General features: G+C 64.1%; 27 protein-coding genes and 1 pseudogene. 13 read left to right on the top strand and 15 right to left on the bottom strand.

Going from position 1 to position 26,219, the window contains the following annotated elements; genetic code table 11:
• Window positions 1-199: 199 nt before the first annotated feature.
• Window positions 200-1,744 (bottom strand): acyl-CoA synthetase, encoded by a 1,545-nt coding sequence (locus MTR72_RS29395; RefSeq protein ID WP_280966925.1) that lies wholly within the window; start codon window positions 1,742-1,744, stop codon window positions 200-202.
• A 116-nt stretch (window positions 1,745-1,860) separates the two neighbouring features.
• On the bottom strand, window positions 1,861-3,033 hold the full coding sequence (locus MTR72_RS29390) for an acetyl-CoA C-acetyltransferase (RefSeq protein ID WP_280966924.1): 1,173 nt from the start codon (window positions 3,031-3,033) through the stop codon (window positions 1,861-1,863).
• A 153-nt stretch (window positions 3,034-3,186) separates the two neighbouring features.
• Here MTR72_RS29390 and MTR72_RS29385 point away from each other — a divergent pair, with 153 nt between their 5' ends.
• From MTR72_RS29385 to MTR72_RS29350, 8 genes are all read left to right on the top strand, one after another.
• Window positions 3,187-3,846: a TetR family transcriptional regulator gene (locus MTR72_RS29385; RefSeq protein WP_280966923.1), complete on the top strand. Its 660-nt coding sequence runs from the start codon at window positions 3,187-3,189 to the stop codon at window positions 3,844-3,846.
• 54 nt (window positions 3,847-3,900) lie between these two features.
• Window positions 3,901-4,659, top strand: a complete 759-nt coding sequence (locus MTR72_RS29380; protein ID WP_280966922.1) for an SDR family NAD(P)-dependent oxidoreductase — start codon at window positions 3,901-3,903, stop codon at window positions 4,657-4,659.
• A gap of 184 nt (window positions 4,660-4,843) precedes the next feature.
• A complete protein-coding gene (locus tag MTR72_RS29375; protein WP_280966921.1) occupies window positions 4,844-5,650 on the top strand; it encodes an enoyl-CoA hydratase/isomerase family protein in 807 nt (268 codons plus the stop codon).
• Window positions 5,651-5,693: 43 nt separating this feature from the next.
• On the top strand, window positions 5,694-7,565 hold the full coding sequence (locus MTR72_RS29370; RefSeq protein ID WP_280966920.1) for an AMP-binding protein: 1,872 nt from the start codon (window positions 5,694-5,696) through the stop codon (window positions 7,563-7,565).
• A 98-nt stretch (window positions 7,566-7,663) separates the two neighbouring features.
• Entirely contained in the window at window positions 7,664-8,791 is a 1,128-nt protein-coding gene (locus MTR72_RS29365) for an acyl-CoA dehydrogenase family protein (RefSeq protein ID WP_280966919.1), read from the top strand.
• 67 nt (window positions 8,792-8,858) lie between these two features.
• Window positions 8,859-10,100, top strand: coding sequence for an acyl-CoA dehydrogenase (locus MTR72_RS29360; RefSeq protein ID WP_280966918.1), 1,242 nt, complete (start codon window positions 8,859-8,861; stop codon window positions 10,098-10,100).
• Between the two features lie 85 nt (window positions 10,101-10,185).
• Complete coding sequence (locus MTR72_RS29355; RefSeq protein WP_280966917.1) at window positions 10,186-11,430, top strand: acyl-CoA dehydrogenase; 1,245 nt, start codon at window positions 10,186-10,188, stop codon at window positions 11,428-11,430.
• 118 nt (window positions 11,431-11,548) lie between these two features.
• Window positions 11,549-12,262, top strand: coding sequence for a nitroreductase (locus MTR72_RS29350; RefSeq protein WP_280966916.1), 714 nt, complete (start codon window positions 11,549-11,551; stop codon window positions 12,260-12,262).
• 197 nt (window positions 12,263-12,459) lie between these two features.
• Here MTR72_RS29350 and MTR72_RS29345 read toward each other — a convergent pair whose 3' ends face one another.
• The 5 genes and pseudogenes from MTR72_RS29345 to MTR72_RS29325 all read right to left on the bottom strand — a co-directional run.
• Complete coding sequence (locus tag MTR72_RS29345; protein WP_280966915.1) at window positions 12,460-12,699, bottom strand: hypothetical protein; 240 nt, start codon at window positions 12,697-12,699, stop codon at window positions 12,460-12,462.
• A 363-nt stretch (window positions 12,700-13,062) separates the two neighbouring features.
• On the bottom strand, window positions 13,063-13,848 hold the full coding sequence (locus MTR72_RS29340; protein WP_280966914.1) for an enoyl-CoA hydratase/isomerase family protein: 786 nt from the start codon (window positions 13,846-13,848) through the stop codon (window positions 13,063-13,065).
• Between the two features lie 12 nt (window positions 13,849-13,860).
• Entirely contained in the window at window positions 13,861-14,970 is a 1,110-nt protein-coding gene (locus MTR72_RS29335) for a cyclic nucleotide-gated ion channel (RefSeq protein WP_280966913.1), read from the bottom strand.
• Between the two features lie 198 nt (window positions 14,971-15,168).
• A complete protein-coding gene (locus MTR72_RS29330; RefSeq protein WP_280966912.1) occupies window positions 15,169-15,387 on the bottom strand; it encodes a hypothetical protein in 219 nt (72 codons plus the stop codon).
• Window positions 15,388-15,511: 124 nt separating this feature from the next.
• Window positions 15,512-16,147 (bottom strand): annotated as a pseudogene (locus MTR72_RS29325) (TAXI family TRAP transporter solute-binding subunit); the annotation flags it as partial.
• Here MTR72_RS29325 and MTR72_RS29320 point away from each other — a divergent pair.
• From MTR72_RS29320 to MTR72_RS29310, 3 genes are all read left to right on the top strand, one after another.
• Window positions 16,089-16,373, top strand: coding sequence for a hypothetical protein (locus MTR72_RS29320; protein ID WP_280966910.1), 285 nt, complete (start codon window positions 16,089-16,091; stop codon window positions 16,371-16,373). The pseudogene MTR72_RS29325 and the gene MTR72_RS29320 sit on opposite strands and share 59 nt — an antisense overlap.
• A 260-nt stretch (window positions 16,374-16,633) precedes the next feature.
• Window positions 16,634-16,981, top strand: coding sequence for a DUF3307 domain-containing protein (locus MTR72_RS29315; RefSeq protein WP_280971140.1), 348 nt, complete (start codon window positions 16,634-16,636; stop codon window positions 16,979-16,981).
• Between the two features lie 295 nt (window positions 16,982-17,276).
• Window positions 17,277-17,678, top strand: coding sequence for a hypothetical protein (locus MTR72_RS29310; protein WP_280966909.1), 402 nt, complete (start codon window positions 17,277-17,279; stop codon window positions 17,676-17,678).
• On the opposite strand, the gene MTR72_RS29305 is transcribed toward MTR72_RS29310, so the two are convergent.
• Together MTR72_RS29305 and MTR72_RS29300 are read right to left on the bottom strand one after the other, a co-directional pair.
• Window positions 17,675-18,004: a YkgJ family cysteine cluster protein gene (locus MTR72_RS29305; RefSeq protein ID WP_280966908.1), complete on the bottom strand. Its 330-nt coding sequence runs from the start codon at window positions 18,002-18,004 to the stop codon at window positions 17,675-17,677. The genes MTR72_RS29310 and MTR72_RS29305 overlap by 4 nt on opposite strands.
• Window positions 18,004-18,702: a helix-turn-helix transcriptional regulator gene (locus MTR72_RS29300; protein ID WP_279373205.1), complete on the bottom strand. Its 699-nt coding sequence runs from the start codon at window positions 18,700-18,702 to the stop codon at window positions 18,004-18,006. The genes MTR72_RS29305 and MTR72_RS29300 overlap by 1 nt, the downstream gene beginning before the upstream one ends.
• 124 nt (window positions 18,703-18,826) lie before the next feature.
• Between MTR72_RS29300 and MTR72_RS29295 the strand changes: the two genes are divergently transcribed.
• Window positions 18,827-19,102 carry a hypothetical protein gene (locus tag MTR72_RS29295; RefSeq protein ID WP_280966907.1) on the top strand — a complete coding sequence of 92 codons (276 nt, stop codon included), beginning with the start codon at window positions 18,827-18,829 and terminating at the stop codon, window positions 19,100-19,102.
• A gap of 37 nt (window positions 19,103-19,139) precedes the next feature.
• Window positions 19,140-19,868, top strand: a complete 729-nt coding sequence (locus MTR72_RS29290; protein ID WP_280966906.1) for a glutathione S-transferase family protein — start codon at window positions 19,140-19,142, stop codon at window positions 19,866-19,868.
• 75 nt (window positions 19,869-19,943) lie between these two features.
• On the opposite strand, the gene MTR72_RS29285 is transcribed toward MTR72_RS29290, so the two are convergent.
• From MTR72_RS29285 to MTR72_RS29260, 6 genes are all read right to left on the bottom strand, one after another.
• The gene (locus tag MTR72_RS29285) at window positions 19,944-21,086 is read right to left on the bottom strand and encodes an ABC transporter substrate-binding protein (RefSeq protein WP_280966905.1); all 1,143 of its coding nucleotides are present in this window, start codon (window positions 21,084-21,086) and stop codon (window positions 19,944-19,946) included.
• A gap of 78 nt (window positions 21,087-21,164) precedes the next feature.
• Window positions 21,165-21,584: an acyl-CoA thioesterase gene (locus tag MTR72_RS29280; RefSeq protein WP_280966904.1), complete on the bottom strand. Its 420-nt coding sequence runs from the start codon at window positions 21,582-21,584 to the stop codon at window positions 21,165-21,167.
• A gap of 24 nt (window positions 21,585-21,608) precedes the next feature.
• Window positions 21,609-22,370 carry an SDR family NAD(P)-dependent oxidoreductase gene (locus tag MTR72_RS29275; RefSeq protein ID WP_280966903.1) on the bottom strand — a complete coding sequence of 254 codons (762 nt, stop codon included), beginning with the start codon at window positions 22,368-22,370 and terminating at the stop codon, window positions 21,609-21,611.
• A 234-nt stretch (window positions 22,371-22,604) separates the two neighbouring features.
• Window positions 22,605-24,488: a feruloyl-CoA synthase gene (locus MTR72_RS29270; protein ID WP_341511633.1), complete on the bottom strand. Its 1,884-nt coding sequence runs from the start codon at window positions 24,486-24,488 to the stop codon at window positions 22,605-22,607.
• The gene (locus MTR72_RS29265) at window positions 24,485-25,294 is read right to left on the bottom strand and encodes a crotonase/enoyl-CoA hydratase family protein (protein ID WP_280966901.1); all 810 of its coding nucleotides are present in this window, start codon (window positions 25,292-25,294) and stop codon (window positions 24,485-24,487) included. Before MTR72_RS29265 ends, MTR72_RS29270 begins: the two co-directional genes overlap by 4 nt.
• 427 nt (window positions 25,295-25,721) lie before the next feature.
• Window positions 25,722-26,180: a DUF3237 domain-containing protein gene (locus tag MTR72_RS29260; RefSeq protein WP_280966900.1), complete on the bottom strand. Its 459-nt coding sequence runs from the start codon at window positions 26,178-26,180 to the stop codon at window positions 25,722-25,724.
• Window positions 26,181-26,219: the final 39 nt, after the last annotated feature.

Here is a 26,219-nt window from a genome sequence, read left to right as displayed (position 1 = left end):
ATTTGTCCCGGCCATCCACGTTTTCTTTCGCGCATGTTGAAGGACGTGGATGCCCGGGACAAGCCCGGGCATAACGGAAGGTTGCGCAAGATCGTAGTAGGGTGGGTTAGCGAAGCGTAACCCACCTCTTCAGCTCCCGCGGATAGAGCAGAGGTGGGTTACGCCTTCGGCTAACCCACCCTACGGTCCCTGCCACGAGTCAAATCTTCACCGCGCTCTTCGGCCAATACCGGTCGCGCAAGTGGCGCTTCACCAGCTTGCCGGTCGGTGTACGCGGCAGTTCGGCTTCGAAATCGACCGAGCGCGGGCATTTGATCGCGGAGAGGCGGCTCTTGCAGTAGGCGATCAGATCGGCCTCCAGCGCCTTGCCCGCACGCTTCATGTCGTGCGGCTGCACCACCGCCTTCACTTCCTCGCCCATCTCCGCATTGGGCACGCCGAACACGGCGACGTCGGCGACGTCGGGATGGGAGATGAGAACGTCCTCGGTCTCCTGCGGGTAGATGTTCACTCCGCCCGAGATGATCATGTAGGACTTGCGGTCGGTGAGATAGAGGAAGCCGTCCTTGTCGAGATAGCCGACATCGCCGAGGGTCGACCAGCCCTTGGCATTGTAGGCCTTCTTCGTCTTCTCGGGATCGTTGTGATAGGTGAAGGCCGGCGCATCGGCGAAATAGACCGTGCCGATTTCGCCTAGCGGCTGCTCCTCGTCATTCTCGTCCAGGATCTTGATCTTGCCGACCACCGCGCGGCCGACGCTGCCGCGATGCTCCAGCCATTCTTTCGAATTGCAGACGGTGACGCCGTTGCCTTCCGAGCCCGCGTAATACTCAATCAGGATCGGTCCCCACCATTCGATCATGTCTGCTTTCACATCGATCGGGCAGGGCGCGGCGGCGTGGATCGCGCCCTTCAGCGTCGAGACGTCGTACATGGAGCGCACCTCGTCCGGCAGCTTCAGCATGCGCACGAACATGGTCGGCACGAGCTGCGACTGCGTCACCTTGTATTGCTCGACCAGCTTCAAGAACTCCTCGGCGTCGAAATGTTCCATGATGATGGAAGTGCCGCCGAGCACGATCGCCATCATGTTGAAGCGCAATGGCGCCGCGTGATAGAGCGGCGCCGGCGAGAGGTATGTGCTTGCGGCATTCATGCCGCACATGTCGGCGCAGAGCACGCGCAGGAACGCGTTCGGCACGTCGATCCGACTGCCTTCGAAGGCTTTCTTGATGCCCTTGGGCCGGCCCGTGGTGCCGGACGAATACAGCATGTCATAGCCGGCGACCTCGTCGGCGATCGGCGTCGTCGGCTGCGCGGCCGCCTCCTTGTCGTAGGAGCGGAAGCCGGGCAGCGGCTCGTCCATCATGTAGAAGATCGGCTCGCAAGGGGTGCCCTTGATCAGACCCTTGATCTGGTCGGCGCATTTCGGCGTGGTGATCACGACCTTGGCGCCGCAATCGCCGATGATGTAGTCGATCTCATCCTGCTTCAGGTAGCGGCTGATCGCCGTGTAGTAGAGCCCGCTGCGCTGCGCGGCCCAGCAGATCTCCATGAAAGCGAGGCGGTTCTCCATCAACAGCGCGATGTGATCGCCGGCCTTCAGCCCGAGCGAGCGGAAGAGCTGGGCGCCCTGGTTCGAGAGCTCGTCGAGCTCGCGATAGGTGATCGCCTTGCCGGTTCCGGCCATCCGGTAGGCGATCTTGTCGGGCGTGGTGCGGGCGTGGATGGAGGGATGGGTCATCGCGTTTCCTCTAAACGCGAATGGCGAGTAGCGAATGGCGAATAGGAAGAAGAGCGGACTGCCCTTCGCCTACTCACTATTCGCTACTCGCCATTCACTACTCGCTTTTGCTTTTCTTACAGCCGCTCCACGATCGTCACATTGGCCATGCCGCCGCCCTCGCACATGGTCTGCAGGCCGTAGCGCTTGCCGCGCTGGTGCAGCGCATGCACCAGCGTCGTCATCAGTTTGGTGCCGGAGCCGCCGAGGGGATGGCCGAGCGCGATGGCGCCGCCATTGACGTTGAGACGGTCCGGATCGGCACCGGTGGTCTTGAGCCACGCGGTCGGCACCGAGGCGAAGGCCTCGTTGACCTCGAACAGGTCGATGTCGCCGATCTTCATGCCGGCCTTTTGCAGTGCGCGCTCGGTGGCGTGCAGCGGTGCGTCCAGCATGATCACGGGATCGCCGCCCGTCATGGTCATGTGATGCACGCGCGCCAGCGGCTTGACACCGAGCTGCTTCAGGCCGCGCTCGTTCACCACCATGACGCCGGAGGCGCCGTCGCAGATCTGGCTGGCGCTGGCCGCGGTGAGCTTGCCGTTCTCGGCGATCAGCTTGACGCTCCTGATGCCGTCGAGGCTGACGTCGAAGCGGATGCCCTCGTCGATGTGATGCGTGTCCTTGGAGCCGTCGGCGCGGGTGATCTCGAGCGGCACGATCTCCTTCTTGAAGTGGCCGGCTTGCGTAGCCGCGATCGCGCGCTGGTGGCTGTTGTAGGAATATTCGTCGAGCGCGTCCTTCGACAGGCCGTACTTCTCGGCCATCATCTCCGCGCCGGTGAACTGGCTGAACACGATGTTGGGGTACTTGGTCTCGATCCCCGGGCTCTTGTAATTGCCGAAGCCGTTCTTGGCCGGGAGCTGCGAGGACAGGCCCATCGGCACCCGCGTCATCGATTCCACGCCGGCCGCGATCACAACGTCCATCGCACCGGACATCACCGCCTGTGCGGCAAAGTGCAGTGCCTGCTGCGAGGAGCCGCACTGGCGGTCGATCGAGGTGCCCGGCACGCTCTCCGGCAGCTTCGAGGCCATCACGGCGTTGCGGGCGACGTTGTTGGACTGCTCGCCGACCTGCATGACGCAGCCCATGATGACATCCTCGACCAAGGCGGGATCGACCTTGGTGCGGTCGACCAATTCGTCGAGCACCTTGGCGGCGAGATCGGCCGGATGCCAGCCGGCGAGGCGGCCCCCCTTGCGCCCGCCGGCGGTCCGCGCAGCGGCGACGATGTAAGCCTCGGCCATATTCGGTTTCTCCCTGATGGTTCTGAATGGGTTGGTTGTCGGGCGCGGATTAAAAGGGCGGAAGATCGTTTAGTCAATCGATCAATTAACTCTTGTGATGAGCCGCTGCTTGCGCTTATCTGCGCCCCTCTCCGCGGCGATGACAGGGATTTCGTGACTACCACCGTACCGACCAGGCTTCCGGCGACGAAGAGCTCCACGGCGGAGAAGCTGCTGGTGGCCGCGAGCGAACTGATGATCGAGCGCTCCTCGATCGAGATTTCGCTCAGCGACATCGCCCAGAAGTCCGGCGCCAACGCCGCCCTGGTCAAATATCACTTCGGCAACAAGGACGGCCTCTTGCTGGCGCTGCTCGCGCGCGATGCCGCGACCGAGCTGTCCAACCTCGAATTTCTCCTGGCGCAGCCAATCACGCCGACCGCGAAACTGAAGCTGCATATCGGCGGCATCATCCGCGCCTATCACCGGTTCCCCTACATGAACCGCCTGATTCACTATCTGCTGCACGAGAGTACGGCCGACTCCGCCGACGAGGTCTCGAAGTTTTTCGTCGCGCCGCTGCTCGACTTCCACCGCCGTCTGCTAGCCGAAGGCGTCAGCCGCGGCGAATTCCGCGCGACCGATCCCGTGCTGTTCTACACCAGCCTGATCGGCGCCTGCGATCACCTGTTCTTCGGCCGGCACGCGATGTCTCGCGCGACCGGCGTCGGCCCAGTCACCGACGAAGTCTGCCGGCAATACATCAAGCACATGGAAACGCTGATCTGCGGCGGCATCCTCACGCAAGCCGGGGAAGCCGCCGCGGCCGGATAATCGGCCAAAACCTTCAAGTCTAGAGAAGAAACGCCCAAGGAAAGGTAGCTTACGATGCAGTTGAAAGACGTAGCCGTTCTCATCACCGGCGGTGGTTCGGGCTTAGGTGCCGCAACCGCCCGCGCCATGGCCGCCAAGGGCGCCAAGATCGGCGTGATCGATCAGAACAAGGAAAACGCCGAGAAGGTCGCGGCTGAAGTGAAGGGCGTCGCGCTGCACGCCGACGTCACCAGCGAAGAGCAGATCAAGGCCGCGATCGCCAAGGCGGAAGCTGCGCACGGCGTCGCGCGCGTGCTGATGAACTGCGCCGGCATCGGCGGCTCGCAGCGTATCGTCGGCCGCGATGGCGTCTATCCCTTGGAGAAGTTTGCGCGCATCATCAATGTCAACCTGATCGGCACCTTCAACTGCCTGCGTCTGTTCGCCGAGCGTCTCGTCACGGCCGAGCCGATCGGCGAAGAGCGCGGCGTCATCGTCAACACGGCGTCGGTCGCGGCTTACGAGGGCCAGATCGGCCAGATCGCCTATTCGGCCTCGAAGGGCGGCGTCGTCGGCCTCACGCTACCGGCCGCGCGCGACCTCGCCAGCCAGAAGATCCGCGTCAACACCATTGCGCCCGGCCTGTTCTTTACGCCGCTGCTGATGGGCCTCAACGAAGAGGCCCGCAAGAGCCTTGGGGCCCAGGTGCCGCATCCCTCGCGCCTCGGCGATGCCGCCGAATACGGTGCGCTCGCGGTGCACATCGTCGAAAACCCGATGCTCAACGGCGAGACCATCCGCCTCGACGGCGCCATCCGCATGGCGCCAAGGTAAGAGGCGCTCTCTTCCCTTCTCCCCTTGTAGGAGAAGGTGGCGCGAAGCGCCGGATGAGGGGTCTCCATCCGCCGAGAAAAACCCCTCACCCAAGCGAATTCCTGGCTAGCGACGTGCTTGCCCTCTCCCACAAGGGGAGAGGGCACAATATCCGCCACCTCAAGCGCGGATGCAGGAGCGATCCATGTCCCAACCGCTGCTGATCGAGCATGACGACGGCGTCGACCGGGTGACGCTCAATCGTCCCGAAAGCCTCAATGCGCTCGATCCGTCGCTGATCGACGCACTCAACGTCTATTTCCAGGGCCTCCAGCGCAACCGCGACACGCGCGTTGTGGTGCTGAAGGGCGCGGGCAAGAATTTTTGCGCGGGCCTCGACCTCAAGCACGCGATGGCCCGCCGCGCCGGGCAGCAGGAGCCGCCCGGCGTCACCGAGTCCTTGGACTCGCAGCGGCGCATCGCTGACATCGTGATGCTGATGCGGCGCTGCCCGCAGCCGATCCTGGCGTTGGTGCAGGGCGCGGCGGCCGGCGGAGGTTTTGCGCTGGCGCTCGCCTCCGACATCCGCATCGCCACGAAGTCGGCACGGATGAACTGTGCCTTCATCAAGCTCGGGCTTGGCGGCTGCGACATCGGCACCAGCTATTTCTTGCCGCGCCTCATCGGAGTCTCTGTGGCCTCGGAGCTGATCCTCACCGGACGTTTCATCGGCGCGGAGCGCGCGCTCGCGGTGGGGCTCGTCTCCGAAGTCGTCGACGAAGACAAGCTCGATGACGCGGCTGCGCCTTACATCGATGCGATGACGACGGCATCGCCTGTGGGCCTGCGCTTGTCAAAAGAATGTCTCAATATGAGCGTCGACGCCGGATCGCTGGAAGCAGCGATTGCGATGGAGGACCGTAACCAGGTCCTGTGCAGCCGCTCCGAGGAATTTTCGGAGGGCATCAGGGCCTTCCTTGAGAAGCGAAAGCCTGTCTATATCAAGCGCTGAACGACCAAGATCCGCAAAGGACAATAATTCCGGGAGACGCAAAATGAATGGGAGTGCGGCGGCGGTGATGACGAAGCCCGCCTTTCGCAAGGTCGAGTGGCTGGCGCGCGACATCAATGTCGAACGCCGCGACGACGGCACGGTGGTGCTGAAGTCGCGCATTCCGCTGCAGCCTTACGAGAAGCACATCCCGGCATCGCTGGCGAAATGGGCGAAGCAAGCGCCCGAGCGCATTTGGCTCGCACAGCGCGGCGGACCCAATCGCGAATGGCGAAAGGTCTCCTACGACGAAGCCAAGCGTACCGTGGATGCGCTGACGCAAGCGCTGCTCAATCTCGGGCTCGACGGCCGTCCGGTCGCGATCCTCTCCGGCAATTCGATCGAGCACGCGCTCATGACGCAGGCGGCGATGCAGGCGCGTTCGCCGGCCGCGCCGGTGTCGCCTGCCTATTCCTTGATGAGCCACGATCACGCCAAGCTGAGATATCTGTTCGACCTGATCAAGCCGGCCGTCGTGATGGTGCAGGACGGCCCGACCTTCGGGAAGGCGCTGAAGGCGCTCAACCTCGCCGGCGTTACCGTCGTTCACGTCGCGCGGCCGTGTGACGGCATAAAGAGCGTGAGCTTCGCCGATCTCGCAGCGACCCCTGTGACTGCTGATGTCGAGGCGTCGATCGCAAAAATCACGCCGCAGACGATCGGCAAGCTGCTGTTCACCTCCGGCTCGACCGGCATGCCCAAGGCAGTCATCAACACCCAGGAGATGATGGGCGCCAATGCGGCGATGATGATGCAGGTGCGGCCGCGCACACCGGGTGGCCCGCTGCCGACCGTGCTCGACTGGATGCCCTGGAACCATACCATGGGCGGCAATGCGGCGTTCCATCCCGTGCTGGTCGATGGCGGTACGCTCTATATCGATGACGGCCGGCCGATGCCGGGCCAGTTCGAGGAGACGCTGCGCAATTTGCACGAGATCTCGCCGACCTATTACGCCAACGTGCCGGCCGGCTATGCAGCGCTCGCGGCGGCGATGGAGAAGGACGACGCGCTCTGCCGCTCCTTCTTCAAGAACCTCGCGATCATGGCCTATGGCGGCGCGCGGCTGCCGGACGATCTCTACGACCGCATGCAGGCGCTGGCGGTGAAGACCACCGGCGAGCGCATCGTGTTCTATACCGGCTGGGGCTCCACCGAGACCGCACCGACCTCGACCGGCACCTATTGGGACACCGAGCGCGTCGGCCTGATCGGCCTGCCGTTCCCCGGTGTCGAATTGAAGATGGTGCCGTGCGGCTCGAAGTACGAGCTGCGCCTGCGCGGCGTCAACGTCACGCCCGGCTATTTCGGCCAGCCCGAGCTGACCAAGAAGATGTTCGATGAGGAAGGCTTTTATTGCATCGGCGACGCCGGCATCTTCGTCGATGACAGCGATCCGGTGAAGGGCATCATCTTCGCCGGCCGCGTCGTCGAGGACTTCAAGCTTACGACCGGCACCTTCGTCCATGTCGGCTCGCTCCGCACCGATACGATCGCGGCCGCGACTCCGGTCGTGCATGACGCGCTGGTGACAGGACAGGATCGTCCCTTCATCGGCCTGCTGGCCTGGCCGAACCTGCATGCCTGCCGTCAGCTCACCGGCAGTCCCGAGCTGAGTTTCGAGGAAGCCGTGAAGCATCCCGACGTGATCGCCTGCTTCAGGCGCGGGCTGGAGACCCACAACAAGGACTGCGAAGGCGCGAGCAGCCGCATCATCGCGCGCGCCATGCTGATGGTCGAGCCGCCCTCGATCGACGGCAACGAGCTCACCGACAAGGGCTACATCAACCAGCGTGCCGGCCTCGAGCGCCGCGCTGCGCTGGTCGAGCGGCTCTATGCGGACAGGCCGGATCAGGACGTGATCGTGCTGCGATGAATGAAGATCCATCAACGCGTCATTCCGGGCTCGCCGATTGCGCGGCGCCCCGGAATGACGGCCTTGACGAATGACAACGAATAAGAAGGTAAGCCGCCATGAACTTCGATTTCTCTGACGACCAGAAACAACTCCGCGACCAGGCGCGGAAATTCCTCACCGAAAAGTGCTCGCCCAAGGCGGTGCGCGTCGTGCTCGACGGCAAGGCGCCTTATGACAGCGAACTGTGGAAGGGGCTCGCCGACATGGGCTTTCTCGGCGTTGCGATTCCCGAGGAATTCGGCGGCGCGGGTGCCGGCCATCTCGAGCTCTGCGTCATCGCCGAGGAGATGGGCCGGGCGAATGCGCCGGTGCCGTTCTCCTCGACCGTCTATCTCGCCGCCGAAGCGCTGCTGATCGCCGGCAGTGACGCGCAGAAGAAGAAATGGCTGCCCGCGATTGCCTCGGGCGAGGCGATCGGCACGCTGGCACTGTTCGAGGGCAAGGGCAATCCGTCGCCGAAGAGCATCAAAGTCGCCGCTTCGAACGGCGTGCTCAACGGCGTCAAGAAACCGGTCGCCGACGGCGCGATCGCCGATTTCGCGGTCGTCGCCGCGCGCACGGGAACGAGCGGGCGCGACAGCGATATCTCGCTGTTCCTGGTCGACCTCAGGGGCGGCGGCGTCGAGGTCAAAAACCTGACCAATCTCGATCCGACCCGTGGCCAGGCCGAGATCACCTTCAAGGATTGCAAGGCCGAACCGCTTGGCGCTCCCGGCGAAGGTTGGAGCATCCTCACCCAGGTGCTCGACCGTGCCGCGGTGCTGTGCGCCTTCGAGCAGGTCGGCGGTGCCGACCGCGCGCTGGAGATGGGCCGCGACTACGCGCTCGACCGCATCGCCTTCGGGCGCCAGATCGGCTCGTTCCAGGCAGTCAAGCACATGCTCGCGGATATGTATGTCTCGGCGACGCTGGCGCGCTCCAACAGCTATTACGGCGCCTGGGCGCTCTCCACCGATGCGGCCGAATTGCCCGAAGCAGCCGCCGCGGCGCGCATCAGCGCGACGCAGGCGTTCCAGCACTGCGCCAAGAACAACATCCAGGTCCATGGCGGCATGGGTTTCACCTGGGAGTTCGATTGCCACATGTACTACCGTCGCGCCAACGCCATGGCGCTCGGGCTCGGCAGCCTCACCTATTGGGAAGACCAGCTCATCGATCGCATGCGCAAGAAGAACGCGGCGTAACAACATTCTAGAGAAGTGGTGGGTTACGCCTTCGGCTAACCCACCCTACGGAAGACAGAGAAGCGTAATGAACTTCGACGACACCCCGCAGGAAGCCGAATTCCGCAGCCAAGCCCGCGCCTGGATCGCCGCGAACGCGCCCACGCAGTACGAGGAGGAGCTGCGCAAATCCTCGCTCGGCCGCACGCAGCTCAAGAACGCTGACATCCTCGAGGTCGCAAAAGCCTGGCAGAAGAAGAAGGCCGACGCCGGCTGGGCCTGCCTGCACTGGCCGAAGGAGTATGGCGGGCGCGGATCGTCGCCGATCGAGCGCGTGATCTGGCAGCAGGAGGAGGGCCCGTTCGGCAAGCTCTCCCATATGTTCATCATCGGCCACGGCATGTGCGGGCCGACCATGATGGCGTTCGCGCGCGAGGAGCATAAGCGCAAATATCTGCCGCCGCTCGCTTCCGGCGAGAAGGTCTGGTGCCAGCTCTTTTCCGAGCCGGCTGGCGGTTCCGACGTCGCGGGCTTGCGCACGCGCGCCGAGAAGGACGGCGACGAATGGGTGATCAACGGCCAGAAGATCTGGACCTCGGGCGCGCACTATTCCGACTACGGCATCCTCCTGACGCGCACCGATCCCACCGTACCCAAGCACAAGGGCCTCACCATGTTCTTCCTGGACATGAAGAGTCCGGGCGTCGAGGTGCGGCCGATCAAGCAGGCGAGCGGCGCGTCCGACTTCAACGAGGTCTATTTCACCAACGTCCGCATTCCCGATCACCAGCGCCTCGGCGAGGTCAATGACGGCTGGAACGTCTCGCTGACCACGCTGATGAACGAGCGCATGTCGATCGGTGCGGGCGTGGCGACAGGCTTTCCGGAGCTGTTCGACTATTGCTCCGGCCTGATGCTGGAGGATGGACCGGCGATCGAGAACGCAGCGGTGCGCTCGAAGCTCGCGAACTGGGCGGTGAAGGCGAGCGGGCTGAAATACACCAGCATGCGCGCGATCTCGGCGCTGTCGAAAGGCGAGCGGCCGGGGCCTGAAAATTCCATCGGCAAGCTGGTCGCTGGCTCCATGATCCAGGACGTTGCGGCCTACGCGCTCGATCTGCAAGGAGCCGGCGTGATCAGCGGTTCTGAAGACGCCGAAGTCGCCGGCCGCTTTCAGGCGATGCTGCTGCGCGCGCCGGGTACGCGCGTCGAGGGCGGCACCGACGAGATCATGCGTAACATCATCGCCGAGCGAGTGCTGGGACTGCCCGGCGACATCCGCGTCGACAAGGACGTGCCGTTCAACAAGATCCCGACGAAGGGAAGATGAGTTCGAAAAGTAGGGTGGGTTAGCCCCGCGGATGCGCGAAGCGCAATCCGCTAGGCGCCTATCCTACGCAGAAGTGAGGTCCGCCATGAATTTCGACGACACGCCGCAGGAAGCCGCATTCCGCGAGACAGCGCGCAAATGGATCGACGCCAACGCGCCGAAGGAGCTCGAGGCTGAGCTATCGAAATCCTCGCTCGGCCGCATCCGGCTTGCGAAGCACGACATCGTCGATGTCGGCAAGGCCTGGCAGAAGAGGAAGTTCGAAGGTAACTGGGCCTGCCTGCACTGGCCGAAGGAATATGGCGGGCGCGGCGCGACGCCGATCGAGCGCGTGATCTGGCAGCAGGAGGAGGGCGTCTACGGCAAGCTGACGCAGCCGTTCCAGATCGGCGAGGGCATGTGCGGCCCGACCGTGATGGCCTGGGGCAGCGAGGATGCCAAGCGCCGGTACTTGCCAAAACTCGCCGCGGGCGAGGAGATCTGGTGCCAGCTTTTCTCCGAGCCGTCCGCCGGCTCGGACGTCGCAGGGCTCCGCACGCGCGCGGAGAAGAAGGGCGACAGTTGGGTCGTCAACGGCCAGAAGATCTGGACCTCGGGCGCGCATTATTCCGACTATGGCCTCCTGATCGCGCGCACCGATCCGAACGTGCCCAAGCACAAGGGCCTCACCATGTTCTTCCTGGACATGAAGAGCCCAGGGGTCGAGGTCCGCCCGATCAAGCAGGCCAACGGCATGCAGGAGTTCAACGAGGTCTATTTCACCGACGTGGTGATCCCCGACAGCCAGCGCCTCGGCGCCGTCGGCGAAGGCTGGAGCGTTTCGCTGACCACGCTGATGAACGAGCGCATGTCGATCGGCGCGCGGCTCGCGACCGGCGTGCCGGAGATGTTCGAGTTCTGCTCCAAACTGATGCTGGAGGATGGCCTCGCCATCGACGATCCCGCGGTGCGCTCGAAGCTCGCGAGCTGGGCGGTGAAGTCGAGCGGGCTGAAATACACGAGCTACCGCGCGATCTCGGCGCTGTCGAAGGGCGAGCGGCCTGGCCCTGAAAACTCGATCGGAAAGCTGGTGTCGGGCCTGATGCTACAAGACATCGCCGCTTACGCGATGGACCTCCAGGGCGCGGCCGGCGTTCTCACGGGAATGGACGAGGAAACCGCGCACGGCCAGTTCCAGCAGATGCTGCTGTCCTCGCCCTCGATGCGCATCGCGGGCGGCACCGACGAGATCCTGCGCAACATCATCGCCGAGCGCGTGCTGGGCCTGCCCGGTGACATCCGCGTTGACAAGGACGTGCCGTATAACAAGATCCCCACGAAGGGACGTTGATTTGGAATCGTAGGGTGGGTTAGCGACGCGTAACCCACTAGTGCTCTCAATGACGATCGATAGAAGAGGTGGGTTACGCCTTCGGCTAACCCACCCTACGGAAGACAAAGGTTGCGCCATGGATGCGAAATCACCCAACGCCCGCTACGCCACCGAAGATCGCATCGGGGTGCTCGAGGAGCTCCTCAACGAGCGCTACTCCGTGCGTGCATTCCTGCCGAGGGAGGTCGACCGCGCGACCATCGAGCACGTGCTGAGGACCGCCCAGCGCACCGCGTCCTGGTGCAACAGCCAGCCCTGGCAGGTGCTGATCGCCAGCGGCGCGGCCAAGGAGCGCTTTCACAAGGCGATCTATGCGGAAGCCGCATCCGGCGCCAAGGACGACCATGATTTCACCCCGCCGCGCGAATATGTCGGCGTCTACCTCGAACGCCGCCGCGAGAGCGGCTTTCAGCTCTACAACACGCTGGGCATTGCCCGCGGCGACAAGGCGGCCTATGCCAAGCAGGCGCTGGAGAATTACAATTTCTTCGGCGCGCCGCATGTGGCTGTGATCCACACCAACGAGCCGCTCGGGATCTACGGCGCGATCGACTGCGGTGCTTATGTCAGCAATTTCATGCTCGCCGCCCAGGCGCTCGGGCTCGGCACCATTCCGCAGGCCGCGCTTGCGCGCCACTCCGGGCTGATCCGGCGTCACTTCAACTTGCCCGACGACCGCCGCGTCGTCTGCGGCATCTCGTTCGGCTATGCCGATCACGCTCACAAGGTCAACAGCTACCGCACCTCGCGCGCGAGTGTTGCGGATACTGTGACCTTCGCGGACGAGTGAGATTCTCCTACGTCGTCATTGCGAGCGAAGCGAAGCAATCCAGAATCCCACCGAGGAGACATCTCTGGATTGCTTCGCTTCGCTCGCAATGACGACGATGAAGTAGTCTTCTCTCAACTTTCGTCGGACGACCGGAGTGACACGTAGCAAAACCCCGGTCGCTGTGCGACCGAGGCTTGTTTGCCGAAAGCGAGATCTCAGTACATCCCGTACGCGCAGACGTTCACGACGCGGACGCGCAGGCCGTGGCGGGTCTGGATGGCGCGCTCCTGGTAGCAGTTGCTGACGCCGGTGTTGACGTAGAGGCCGCCATAACCCCAGCCCCAGCCGGGACCCCAGTGATGGTGGAAGCCGTGGGCCGATGCAGCGTTGGGCGCGAGGGCGGCAACACCGAGCGAGCCGGCGGCGATCAGACCAAGTGCAAGCTTGCGAAACATCTTCATTCTCCAGTTTGGCGCAAGGCCGTTGTTGTGTCCCTGCGTTTCGGTCGAGCCGAGCTGCGAATCCGTTCACGCCATGACGGGAGAATCGTGTTTCAGGACTGTTTCGTCGGTTGCGGAGGGTAAAAATGTTCGCTGAAGGTGGCGCCTCAAATCCGACTCGTCGTCCCGGGGCGCGCGAAGCGCGAGCCCGGGACCCATAACCACAAGATTTGGCTTGGCGAAGATTGGTAACCACGATCTCGCGCCACAACCGCTTCCTGTGGTTATGGGTCCCGGCCTTCGCCGGGACGACGAGCGAATATGGGGCTCGCTCACCCGATCCCCAACCGCCAATCTGCCAATCCAGACTTGCGCTTCTCAAAACCGCGGCGGCCGCTTTTCCGCGAACGCCTTGATGCCTTCCTTGATCTCGTCGCCGCGCATGCTGTCGCGATGGCGCTGGTCGGCGGCGGCCTCATTGAGCTCGCCGCGGGCGAATTCGTTGATGGCGCGCTTCATGCCGCGCATCGCGTTCGGCGCGTTGCCGGCCAGGATCGCAGCTAACTTGTCGATCTCCTCGTCGAGCGATTCCTCCGGCACCATGTCGGTGAGATAGCCGATCCGCAGCATCTCCGGCGCACTGATCTTCTGCGCGGTCAGGAATAGTCTTTTGGCGTTGTCGACGCCGAGACGCGTCACGTAGCGCTTGATGCCGCTCTTGTAGTAGTGCAGCCCGAGCCGCGCCGCGGGCATGAACATCTCGGCGGTATCGACGCCGATGCGGAAATCGCAGGCGAGCGCGAGGTCGGTCGCGCCGCCATAGACGCCGCCGTTGAGCCGGCAGATCGTCGGCACGCCGAGATCCTCCAGCCGGTTGACGACCACCTCGAACGCCGAGCCGGCACTCTGCTGCTCCTTGGCGCTCACCGCGCGCTCGGCCACCGAGTTGAGGTCGTAGCCCGCGGAGAAGGCGCGCCCCGTGCCGGTGAGCACCAGCACGCGGATTGCGGGATCCGCCTCGATCCGGTCGAACAGCTTCATGAGCTCGCCGAGATCTTCGGCCTGGAGCCGGTTGAGATGCTTCGGGCGGTTGAGGCGGATGGTGGCGCGCGCGCCGGTGATTTCGAGCACGGGGCTGCTGGCCGCGTCGGCTGTCTCCGACATTCTTGTCTCCGTTTATTTGTTCTCGAGCGCGCGGCGCTTGGCTTCCGCATCGATGGTCTCGGCGAGATCCGGATGACGCGCCATCAGCACGCGGAAGTCGACGAGGTCGAGCACCAGGAGCCGCGATACTTTCGTGGTCGCGACGTTGGCGCCGCGCACATTGTTGCCGAGCAGCGCCATCTCGCCGAAGAAGGCGCCCTCGCCGAGCTGCACCTTCTTGCCAGGCAGATCGACCTCGACCTCGCCGGCCGCAATGAAATACATGCAGTCGCCCTGCTGGCCCTTCCGGATGATCATGGTGCGGGCCGGCAGCTCCATGGTGCGCAGCATGTGGGTGACGTCGGCGATCGCTGCGGGGCCGAGGGCGGCGAAGAACGGCACCTTGCTGACGGACTCCCAGGTCTTCAGGAAATTGTCGCGCCGGGTCTCGGCGGCGAATCCGGTCGCCAAAATACCGGTCCAGAGCCCGAACACGCCGAGGCCGGAGATCATCACCAGCGCCGCCACCATGCGGCCGAGCGGCGTCACCGGCACGACATCGCCATAGCCCGTGGTCGTCAGGGTCACCACCGCCCACCACAGCGCGGCCGGGACGCTGCCGAAGGTCTGCGGCTGCACGTCCCGCTCCAGGAAATATTCGGCGACCGAGGCGAGGAAGACCACCATCAGGAAGATCACGAGCACGCTGATCAGTGGGCCCGATTCCAGCACCAGCACGCGGCGAAGCTGCCGCAGGCCGGGAATGCCCGGCACCACCTTCATGACCCAGAGCACGCTGAGCAGCCAGGCCGTTCTGGGTTCGATGCCCAAGATCAGTGCTGTCGGGACGGCCAGCGCCCCGATCGCGTCGACCAGCCCTGCGGAGGTGGACATGTAGAGCGAAAGACGCCGTTGCCGCGCCATGTGGCGCAGCCGGACCACCCATTCGAACACGAAGTAGAGAAGGCAGGCCCACAGCAGGCCATCGAGCCAGCGGTACGCCGCCTCATAGGCCGGGTTGACCGTCAGCAGCACCATGGCCGCGACACCGAGGATCACCGCGCCATACGCCGCCTTGGTCATGTTGCGGCCGGCCGTGGCGGCTACGAACTGCGCCAGAGCGGGGATCAAGGATTTGCACATGCGGGGAGGCGGCCCGGGTCTGGGGATAGGATTTGGAGGTCCCGGTTGGGACGTCGGCGCCAAAGTGCCCGTGCGGGCGGGGGGCGTCAACGACGGGCAAGGACAGTTTGACCGGCGGCGTCAAAAGGAAGCCGATCGGGCGGCGTCACCGGCCGGTCTCGATCCGCCATGCCGGGGAGGTGACAGGCAGACCGGCCACTACTTGAAATGCGGCGGCTCGTCGTAGCCGCGGCGGCTGCTGAAGAACAGCAGGACCATCAGGCCGACGCCGACGATCACGGAGAACCCTGCGCCCAGGGCGAGCGCCACGTAGCCTTCCGTCGGGATCGGGTCTCCCTCGACCGCCATCGCGGAATAGGCGAAATAGCCAACCGCCGCCAGCATTCCCAGGAGGAGGATGACGAGGAGTGTACGCATGCCGCGTTCTCCGGTTGTATTCGGCACCCCAACGGTTGCGGATCGGGAGGGTTCCCGGGGTTCCGAACGCTGATCCAGGCGAAATGCCGGGTCGTCTTCGAGCTCGGTTGCTGCGCCTGCGAGATCAGGCGCTCTGTGCGGTCTTCACCACCACGACATTGGTGTCGTCGTGCGGCGCGGGGGCGTCCTTCTCCACCTCGGCGGCATGGCGCTTCAGGTAGTCGCGGCGCATACCTATCTCGTCGCGGACGAATTCATAGCCGAGCTTGAACGTGTCGAGTCCATCGGTACTGATCGTGCCGTCCCGGAGCCCGATGATCGCGCCGCGCAGAATGCCCTCGAGCTCGTCCTGAAGACATTCGAGCTGATCCAACGAATGGGCCTGCTCGATGCGCTCGCCGATGTCGAGGATCGCGGTGGACAGCTCGCTGGCCTTCTCCGGTGCGATCTGGGTGATCTTGGCGTAGATCGCGGCGAAGATAGAGCCGATGACGCTGAGCGCGGCAGCGCCCAGGTACATCATGTCGCTGTACTTATCCATGAACGACTTGGTGTCGTCGTTGATGTAGTCGGCCGCGCCCTGATGCGCCATCACGAGGGCGTCCTTCTCGGTGGAGGCCGGCTCGATGCGCGTGGCAAAGCCGCTATCGAGCCCGAGCGCAGACTTGTTCTCGTAGATGATGCGCGCGAGGTCGCCGGCCGTGGTCACGGACATCCTGGACTGTGCGACCAGAAGCCATTCGAGCCCGATCGTATCGAAGGACCTGCTGCTGATTGGTCTTGATCACCTTGGGGCGCCGCGGCGGCTGCTGCTCGGTGGGTGCCGTCGGGCCTACAGTACTCAGGGCAGCACTCTGGCCTTACGCTGGGTGGCGGGCGGCGGATTTGCCGGCTGCGCGCGCCTGAAAATTCGTACATGCCTGAAAAAAGAACGATATTCTCTACCTGGGGATGATAGCTTCCTGGCAGGAGAATGCAAATTTTGAGCCGAAGGTAACCTGACTTGGCGCGTCCGCGTCGATTGGTCGTCCTATCGCCGTTCGGCCACAGTTGGCGATTTTCGAGTTCCCCCCGGATGCATTCCGCCGCGGGAAATGTCATAAAAGATCGATCCCGGAGATTTGGCCGGGTCCAAGAAGAAGTTGCGCTGAACGCTCCATTTTTGCTTCCCACGTCAATGAGGGCGTCAGCTTTGTCGTTTCCACCCATGTCATCGGCGGTTCCGGTTGAAGCGCTCATTGGCTGGATGATGCTGCTTACCTTCAAGCACATCATCGCCGATTTCGTGCTGCAAACCGCTTGGATGGCGCACGGCAAGGACCAGAAGCACGGCTGGGGTCTGCCGCTGCTGGTGCACTGCCTGATTCACCTTGCGGTTGCGCTGCCGCTGATCCTGATCGTGGCGCCACGATTCTGGTTCGTGGCGCTGATCGATTTCGCGATTCACATTACGGTCGACCGGGCCAAGGGTCTTGTCTCGGCCAATTTCGGCGTCAACCAGGAGCACCCCTGGTTCTGGACCCTGATCGGCGTCGACCAGGCGCTGCACCACCTCACCGGTTTCGGTCTCTCCATCTTCATGGCCGCCAACTGACGCCGGGGCGCTCCCGATGGGGGCTCGGCCTCATGGTTCGCCCGGCGATGCAAAGCATCGTCCGGAGACGAGCCAAGCGGCGCTCCTCACCATGAGGGTCAAAGATCTTCCCGCAAACCCAGACTTCATCCTGAGGAGCCCGCCGAAGGCGGGCGTCTCGAAGGATGCGCCGCAACGGGACCGCCCGCGCCTGATTCGCGGCCTGGGCGCAACAACCCTGCGGAACTACCGGTCAGTGTGGTTAACCTTTCATTAGAGAATTGCGCTGCATCTTCGGCGTCGAGGGAGAACTGCAATGTTTTCAAGCCGCGACGCCTACGAAAGCGATTTCTGCCCGGTCCGCGACGAACTCCTTGGCGAGATGTATCGCGCCAGTGAAAGCGGCCTGCCGAGGCTGGTTGAGAGTGTTTCCCCCGAGGTCCGCGCGAGGCTGGCGCTGTTCTGCTACCGCCGCAGCCACCTGCATTCGCTGGCGGTCGCGATCGCGGCGAGCTGCAGCGAGCGCGACCTGGTCGATAACGGCGGCCGCGTCGGCTCGACGCTCTACGCGCTGTCGCGCGAGCGCTCGGCCAAATCGACATTGTCCGTGTCGGGCGGTCGCAAGCCGATTACGCTATCGACCAAGCCGCTCTCTGTGCTCGCGCCACTTGAGGACGAGCTCGACGACGACGACCTCGCCGAGGCCGTTCCGGCTTAGACTACCGCGATCACCGGCAGTCCGAATTTCCGCCGCGCCATGGCGCATTCGGCGTCGCCCGGCATGCAGGTGCGGCAGACCTCCGGCCGCACCTGATAGATGCCGCAGGCGGTCGCCGTCCCGATCTCTCCTTGCAAAGCCGCGCAGCGATCGCCCTCGCAGCGCATGCCCGATTGCCGATCGTTGACGAGCTTTTCCGGGATCAGCGCAAGTTCATCATCGCTCTCGATCGAGAAGCGCGGCCAGTTTGCCGAATAGGCACAACAGGCGCCGCAAGCCTGGCAGCAGGTCGACAGGTCGACGGCGAACGTCCCATCAATCGCCATTACGTATCCTTCGGCGGGCCCCAGACCAGGCTCTGCCGCCATTTCGCGCGCAGCACGTCGCGCCGCTCCGGATATCTCTCGTCGAGATAGGTCGCCTCCACGACGCGATCGGTGCGGAAGCTGCGGAAGTCGCTGCGCAGCTCGCACCAGGCCGCGAGCAGGCGGACCGCTTCGAGATAGCCGACCGCGATCGGCCAAATCATGCGCTCGCTGGGGCGGCCCTGCTCGTCGCGATAGCGCAGCATGATCTTCTTGCCTTCATGGATCTGGGTGCGCGTGCGCACCATGTCCATGCGGTCAGGCTCCCTGTTCCAGCTTGGCCGGGCGCGGCTTGCGGGCTCCAGCACGAACGGCCGCAGCCGTTCGGGCACAGTGTCGGCGATCTTGGCCATGAGGTCTTCGGCGGCACGCGCCAGTGCCGCGTCGGCATGGCCAGCGACCCATTGCGCCCCGAGCACCGCCGCCTCGATCTCGTCAGGTGTCAGCATCAACGGTGGCAGGTCAAAGCCCTTTTCCAGGATGTAGCCCATGCCGGCCTCGCCGCGGATCGGCACGCGCTGGCCGATCAGCGTGGCGATGTCGCGATAGACGGTGCGCTTGGAGGTCTCGAGCTCGGCCGCGATCGCGTCGGCCGTGAGCGGTTTGCGGCTGCGCCTCAGCACCTGGATGATCTGAAACAGCCGGTCGGCACGTCTCATGACAGTTCTCTTCGCAAATCCGTGATCGCAGGCGGCTCAAAAAACGGCGCGCGGCTGCTGACAGGATGTTGGCAGCAGGGGAGTTCTATACCGGGACAACGCTTCGACAGAAGAGGATTTGTCCATGTTCATTCCCACCCAATTCGGCACGGCCGTCCCGTTATGGCGGGTACAGGCCTCGCTGCACGCCTTGCTGCCTACTTGGGCGTTCGGGCGCCTCATGTCACTCGATCTGATGTTCATCGACTTCCGCCTTGCGTTGGTGAGCCTTGTGACCCGCTCGCTGGTCCAGGTCGCGAACGCGTTGGTCCGCCACCTCATGGGCCGGGCCTGGCGGGGGGCTCGTTTCACCAAGGATATCACGGCTGCTGCCACCATGGTGGCAGCAGCCGGACGATAGGTTCCATCGCATCTTTCGAGGATCAGGAGCGCGAGACATGATCACCCTTTACGGCTTCGGTGTCGGATTCGGCCTGCCGGAAATCAGCCCTTTCGTCACCAAGACCGAGGTGCAGCTCAAGATGGCGGAGCTGCCGTATCGGAAGGAGCGGGCGATGCCGCCCGCCTCGCCCAAGGGGCAGTTGCCCTTCATCGACGATGATGGCGAGGCGGTCGCCGATTCCACCTTCATCCGCGCCCATATCGAACGCCGATACGGATTCGATTTCGACGCCGGCCTCAGCCTGCAGCAGCGCGCGCAGGCCTGGGCCTTCGAGCGGATGATCGAGCATCACGTCTACTGGGCGCTGGTCGGGGCGCGCTGGGTCGATCCGGTCAATTTCGCCAAGGGGCCTGCGCACTTCTTCGACGGCGCGCCGGAGCACAACCGTGAGAAGCTGCGCGAGGATGCGCAATTTCGGGTCGCCGAGAATTATCTGCTCTCCGGTCTCGGCCGCCATGCGCCTGATGACGATGTCGATCTCGCCGTACGCTCGCTGTTTGCGCTTTCGGTGCAGCTCGGCGACAAGTCCTATCTGATGGGCGACAAGCCGTGCGGCGTCGATGCGACCGCCTTCGGCGCGCTCGCCGGAATCCTCACGCCGTTCTTCGAATCCAAGCTGCGCGGGCGGGCCGAGGAGTTTCCGAACCTCACCGCCTATGTCGACCGGATGATGGTCAAGTACTATCCGGAGTTTGCCTGGAGCAGGCTTGCTCAGGCTGCCTGAAGCTCGGCGCCACGCCGCGCAAAAAAGAGCCGGCCCATGGGGCCGGCTCTGATCGTCTCGAACCGAAAGCTGTGCTTACTTGACCAGCGTATACTTGCCATTCTTCACCGTGAGCAGGATGCGCGAGCGCTCATCGAGGCCGTAGCGATCCTTTTCGGTGAAGTTGTAGACGCCCTGACTGGCCGCCAGTTCCTTCTCCGTCAGCAGGGCCTGGCGGATGGCCTCGCGAAACTCCGGCGTGCCCGGCTTGGCCGTCTTCAGTGCAGCCGGAATGATGCGTTTGAGAAGCTCGAAGGCGTCGTAGGAGTGACCGGCAAACTGGCTGCGGCTGTTCGGGCCGTACTTCGCTTCATAGGCGGTGTTGAGCGCAAGGCCCGGCTTCTTCGTCTGCGCCTCGTCCGGCTGGTCTTCCGGATCCATCACCGGGCCCGAGGCCATCAGCACGCCTTCCGCGGCTTTGCCGGCGATGCGGATGAAGTCCATGCTGGCAGCGCCGTGGGTCTGGTAGATCAGCCCCTGATAGCCGCGCTCGCGCAGCTCGGTCTGCGGCAGCGCGGCCGCGGTGCCGGAGGCGCCGACCAGGATCGCGTCGGGATTGGCAGCGACGAGCTTCAAGACCTGCCCGGTCACCGAGGTGTCGGGACGCGCGAAGCGCTCCTCGTCGACGACGGTCACGCCCATCGGCACGGCCTGCGCCTTCAGGTCGTTGAACCAGAGGTCACCGTAAGAATCGGAGTAGCCGATATAGCCGACGGTCTTCACGCCCTTGGACTTCATGTGGTCGTAGAGCACCTTGCCCACGATCGGGATCGGCTGCGGCATCGCCACCGACCACTTCATGCGGTCCGGCGTGATCGGAAACGGCGCGAGGCCGAAATGCGGAATGCCGGCTTCGTTGGCGACGTTGGAGACGGCGATCGTCGGCGGCGTCAGAGCCGAACCCATGATGATGTCGGCCTTGGATTCCGTGACGAAGCGGCGAGCGTTGGTGGTCGCCGTCGTCGGGTCGCCGCCGTCGTCGAGCACGATCACCTTCAGCGGCACGCCGCCGATCTCCTTCGGCACGAATTCCAGCGCGTTGCGCTCGGGAATGCCAAGGGCCGCGCCCGGGCCAGTCGTGGTGGTGGTGATGCCGATGGTGATTTCATTGGTCTGCGCCAGCGCCGGCAGTGCGAGCGTCGCGGCGGCGATCGCGGCGGTCAGGTAAAAGCGTCTCATCTATTCCTCCCTTTACGTGTTTCTTTGAAAGCAGAAATCGGGGGTTAATTCAGCCCCGTCTTTGGATGGTGTGGCGATTTAGCTCCCGATGAATTTCGTCACCATTTCCGGAGGAAACGGCGCCGATTTCAGCTTGTCCGGGTCGGCCGGGTCGCGGCCGACCAGGACGCGGGTCTCGAAGGCTTCGATTGCCAGCGCCTCGCCCTTGTAGACGTTGTGCTTCACCTCGAAGCTCGAGCGCTTGATGCTCTCGATCCGGGTCTCGATGGTGATCCAGTCGCCATGGGTCGAGGGGATGTAGAATTTCGCCCGCGTGTCGACCATGGGAATGCCGACCAGGCCATATTTGTGGACCAGGTCCTGCTTCGAGAAGCCGGCCTTCTCGAACAGGACCGAGGTCGAATCGTCGAACATGCCGAAATAGCGCGGGTAATAGACGATGTTAGCGGGGTCGCAATCGCCCCACTGGATCTGTACGTCGCGCCGGTTCACGAACATGTCGCGCCCCTACGATTGCCGTTCTTACTTCGGCGCCATGCGCAGCGAGGCGTCGAGGCGCACCACTTCGCCGTTGAGGTAGGGATTTTCCACCATGTGCAGCGCGAGCGCGGCGAATTCGTCCGGGCTGCCGAGCCGGCGAGGGAAGGGGATCGCTGCGGCGAGCGAGTCCTGGGCCTCCTGCGGCAGGTTGGCGAGCAAAGGCGTCAGGAACAGCCCGGGCGCGATGGTGAGCACGCGGACGCCGAACTGAGCGAGCTCACGCGCGATCGGCAGCGTCATGCCGACGATGCCGCCCTTGGAGGCCGAATAGGCCGACTGTCCGATCTGGCCGTCATAGGCAGCGACCGACGCGGTGTTGATGATGACGCCGCGCTCGCCGGTGGCCTGCGGCTCGAGCTTGGACATCTCGGTCGCGGCGAGGCGCAGCATGTTGAAGGTGCCGATCAGGTTGACCTTGACCACCTTGTCGAAATCGGAGAGCGCCATTGGTCCGTCGCGGCCGACGACGCGCTTTGCAACGCCGATGCCGGCGCAGTTGACCAGCACGCGCGCCGGGCCATGCGCCTTAGCGGCCTGCGCGATCGCGGCTTCGGCGGAAGCCGCATCGGAGACGTCGCAGGCGACCGCGACGCCCTTGATCTCGGCGGCGACGGTCTCTGCGAGCTTGGCATTGAGATCGCAGACCGCGACCTTGGCGCCCTGCGCCGCCAGTTTACGCGCGGTGGCAGCACCAAGTCCCGATGCGCCGCCGGTGACGATGACTGCCTGATCCTTCAACAACATGGCGTTCTCCTTCGAATTCGAATGCGATCGGATCGATCGATCTGCTCCCTCCCCCCGTTCTTACGGGAGAGGGTTGGGGTGAGGGGCTGCTTCCGCAAAAGAGGTGAAAGACGGACACGCGGAGAGTCCCCCTCACCCGAATTTGCGCTTCTGCGCAAATTCGATCTCTCCCCGCAAGCGGGGCGAGGTGAAGGGAACGCCGGGGCCGACTGTTTCACGACAAATCTCGTCCTGTTAGCCGACCGATATCACACGGTCCGATGGATTGGCAGCGTAGAGCTCCTCGATCAATGCGGCGCGATGTTCGAGCACCGCGCGCTGGTTGATCGAACCCTTGTCCGTGACCTCGCCCTTGTCGATCGACAGCGGCGCGTCCAGCAGGATCGCGCGCGTAATTCGTGTCGAGGAGCCGGTGGCGGTACTGAGGAAACGGATCAGGCGCTCGCGAAAGGCGTCGCGGACCAGACGGTCTCGCGCGGTCACGACGAGATCGTCGGCCGCCAGCGTCGGATTGATCAGGCGGCAGCCGTCGAGGTCGAGCACCACGAGCGCGGAGATCTCGTCGCGATTGATCCCGGCGATGACGACGTCGCGCACCAGCGGCGCGCAGGCCGCGATGAGGCGGGCGCGAAGCGGGCCGACGCTGACCCACGTGCCGCTCGCGAGCTTGAAATCCTCGCTGACACGGCCGTCGAAATCGAAGCCGGCATTGAGATCATCGGGGTCGGCAGGCTTCAGCGCATCGCCGAGCTTGTAAAAGCCTTCCTCGTCGAAGGACTTTGCGGTCACGTCCGGCTGGCGCCAGTAGCCGGGCATCACGTTCGGGCCCTTACAGCGGACTTCCAGCTTGCCGTTGTTCGGCACGAGCTTGGCATCATTGCCCGAGACAGGCAGACCGACATGGCCGGAGCGGCTGGTGCGCGGATTGACCGACATGAAGAACGGTGCGGTCTCGGTCGCACCTAAGCCGGTCAGCATCGGTACCCGATAGCCCTTCTCCTTGACCGCGAGCTCGTCGAGGCTGTTCCAGACGAAGGGCGAGAGAGCCGCGCCGGAGAAGAACATCGCGTGCAGCCGGTCGAAGAATTTTGCGCGCAGGGCCTGGTCGTCGCGCAAGTAGGGCAGCAGCGATTCATAGCCCTTGGGGACATTGAAATAGACCGTCGGCGAAATCTCCTGGAGATTGCGCACGGTCTCCTCGATGCCGCCGGGCATCGGCTTGCCGGCGTCGAGATACATCGAGCCGCCGTTGTAGAGCGTCAGTCCGATATTGTGGTTGCCGCCGAAAGTGTGGTTCCAGGGCAGCCAGTCGATGATGACGGGTGGTTCGTCCTTGAGGAAGGCGAGCGTCTCGCGCAGCATCACCTGGTTGGCGCAGATCATGCGCTGGGTGTTGATGACGGCCTTGGGATTGCCGGTCGAGCCGGAGGTCAGCAGGAATTTTGCGATCGTGTCCGGGCCGATCTTGTCGTGCACCTCGTCGAGCGCGGGATGGATCGGTGTCGCGATGAGATCGGCGAGCCGCGTGACGTCGCGTCCGGCCACGGTGCCGTAGGATGCGGCGATCTCGGTTCCGAGCGAGACGTTGGCAAGAAGCGCATCCGCGAACTTGTCGGCGTCCTCGGCGAAGACGAGTCCGGGCGTCAGGAGCTGCATCAGATAGGACAGCTTGCCGTAGTCCTTCGACACCAGCGAATAGGCCGGCGACACCGGGCAGAACGGAATGCCGGCGTAGAACGCGCCGAACGCGAGCAGGGCATGATCGATCGAATTGCCGGAGAGAATCACGACCGGCTTGTCCGCCGACAGGCCACGCTGGATCAGGGCCGAGGCGATGTGCCGGCTCGCCGTGAGCAGCTCGGCATAGGTGATCTTGCGCCAGCCGCGTCCGCCTTCGCGCTCCGCCATGAAGATGCGGTCGGGCGTGGTCTTTGCCCAATGATGCAGGCGGTCGGTGATGCGGACGGGATAGTCGCCGAGCGGCTGCTTCGGCCTGAGGTAAATCGTGCCGTCCTCGCGCCGCTCGATATTGACGGCGGGATCGCCGAACGAGATCGGCCGCAGCGGGAATGTGCTCATGCCGCGCTCCGTGGTGGAAGAGGACGGCTGCGCGCTCATGACTTCGGCTTCACCTTGGCGGTCTTGTGCTCGAGGAACTCGCGGATCCTGCGCTTTGCCTCCTTGTCGCTCTGCGCCACCGTCGCCATCAGCGATTCCATCAACAGGCCGGTCTGCGGATTGGCTTCTGCGATCATCGGCAGCGCCTGGAGCACGGCAAAATTCGTCAGCGGCGCATTGGAGGCAATGCGGGTGGCAAGCTCCAGCGCCTTGCCGAGTCCATTGCCGGCTTCCGTCACGTATTGCGCAAAGCCGTAGGAAGCGCCTTCGGTCGCCGAATAGACGCGCCCCGTCAGCATCATATCCATCATCCGCGCCACTCCGATCAGTCGCGGCAGCCGCACCGATCCGCCGCCGCCGACGAAGATGCCGCGCTGCCCCTCCGGCAGCGCGAAATAGGTCGAGGGCTCGGCGACGCGGATATGCGCGGCACAGGCCAGCTCCAGCCCGCCGCCGATCACGGCGCCTTTCAGCGCGGCGATGACCGGCACGCGGCTGTACTGGATGCGATCGAACACCCGGTGCCACATCTGCGAATGCAGGAGCCCGCCGGTGGCGTCGTGGTCGGTCAATTCGGAGAGGTCGAGGCCGGAGGAGAAATGGTCGCCGATGCCGTGGATGACGACCGCGCCGATATCCTCGGGCAGCGTCGCGAAGCAGTCGCCGATTTCCAGAATGATGCCGTCGTTCAGCGCATTGCGCTTGGCCGGCCGGTTCAGACCCACGGTCAAAACCCTGTCCGCCCTCTCGATCTTGAGCAGCCCGGCGGCACCCGCGCTGGCGGCTTCGGCGTTTCCCTGTGTCATTTGCGTCCTTGTCAGAATAGTTATGTTGTATAACGAATTCCGGGGGAGTCAAGGCGGGGCGGATAGGTCAGGATGCGGTTCCTAGCGGGCCATCGAGGTGCTTGGCCGATTTTTGCGACTGACACGTTAGGGATGCGCTTCCTTTGCGGCCAACCTCCGCTCGTCACCCCTGCGAAGGCCGTTCCGCACCATCAACCTCAGGGAGCGATGTGGCGCGAGATCGGGGTTACGGGTCGTCGCCAAACCCCTTCCTGTGGCTATGGATCCCGGGCTCGCGACTTCGTCGCGCCCCGGGACGACGAGCCGAGTTTAGGGCGCCGACACTACCCCATTTTTCGTCATTGCGAGCGAAGCGAAGCACTCCAGGAATGTATCCGCGCAGACAGTCTGGATTGCTTCGCTTCGCTCGCAATGACGTCTGTTCGGCTCACATCACCTGATGCACGTCGATCACCACCCGGTCCGCATGGCGTGCGGCGGAGGCGACGAAGATGTGCTGCATCAGCCAACGGTACTTCTCGTGCCCCGTCTCGAACTTCGGCACGGTGCGGAAATAGATCAGTTTCGGATCGACGGGCTCGCCCCGTTTGAGCTTCTGCAGGAGCTCGATCGGGCCGAAGCGCATGCCCTTGTTCTCAACGTAGACAGTGGCGCCGTCGTCGGTCTCGAAGGCGTATCTGGCTTCGAGATCGATCAGTTCGTTGGGGCGGATGGTCTGGAAATCGGCGCCGTAAGGCAGCACCTTGCCGGTGACCGTGCCTTGCACCTCGCCGCCGATGATCGGAATGATGCGGCGAACGCCGATCCCGGTCTCGCCGGCGGTGATGACGTCACCGATGCGCGCGGTGATGGTGAAGACGTATCTTGTTTCGAGGGTGAGGGTCATCGGGTCAGCTCCTGTGTCGTGCCGACGACGCGCCGCCTG

Origin of the sequence: Bradyrhizobium sp. ISRA442 (assembly GCF_038085055.1) — a bacterium.
GTDB lineage: Bacteria > Pseudomonadota > Alphaproteobacteria > Rhizobiales > Xanthobacteraceae > Bradyrhizobium.
This window is presented reverse-complemented; position numbering and strand designations above follow the sequence as displayed.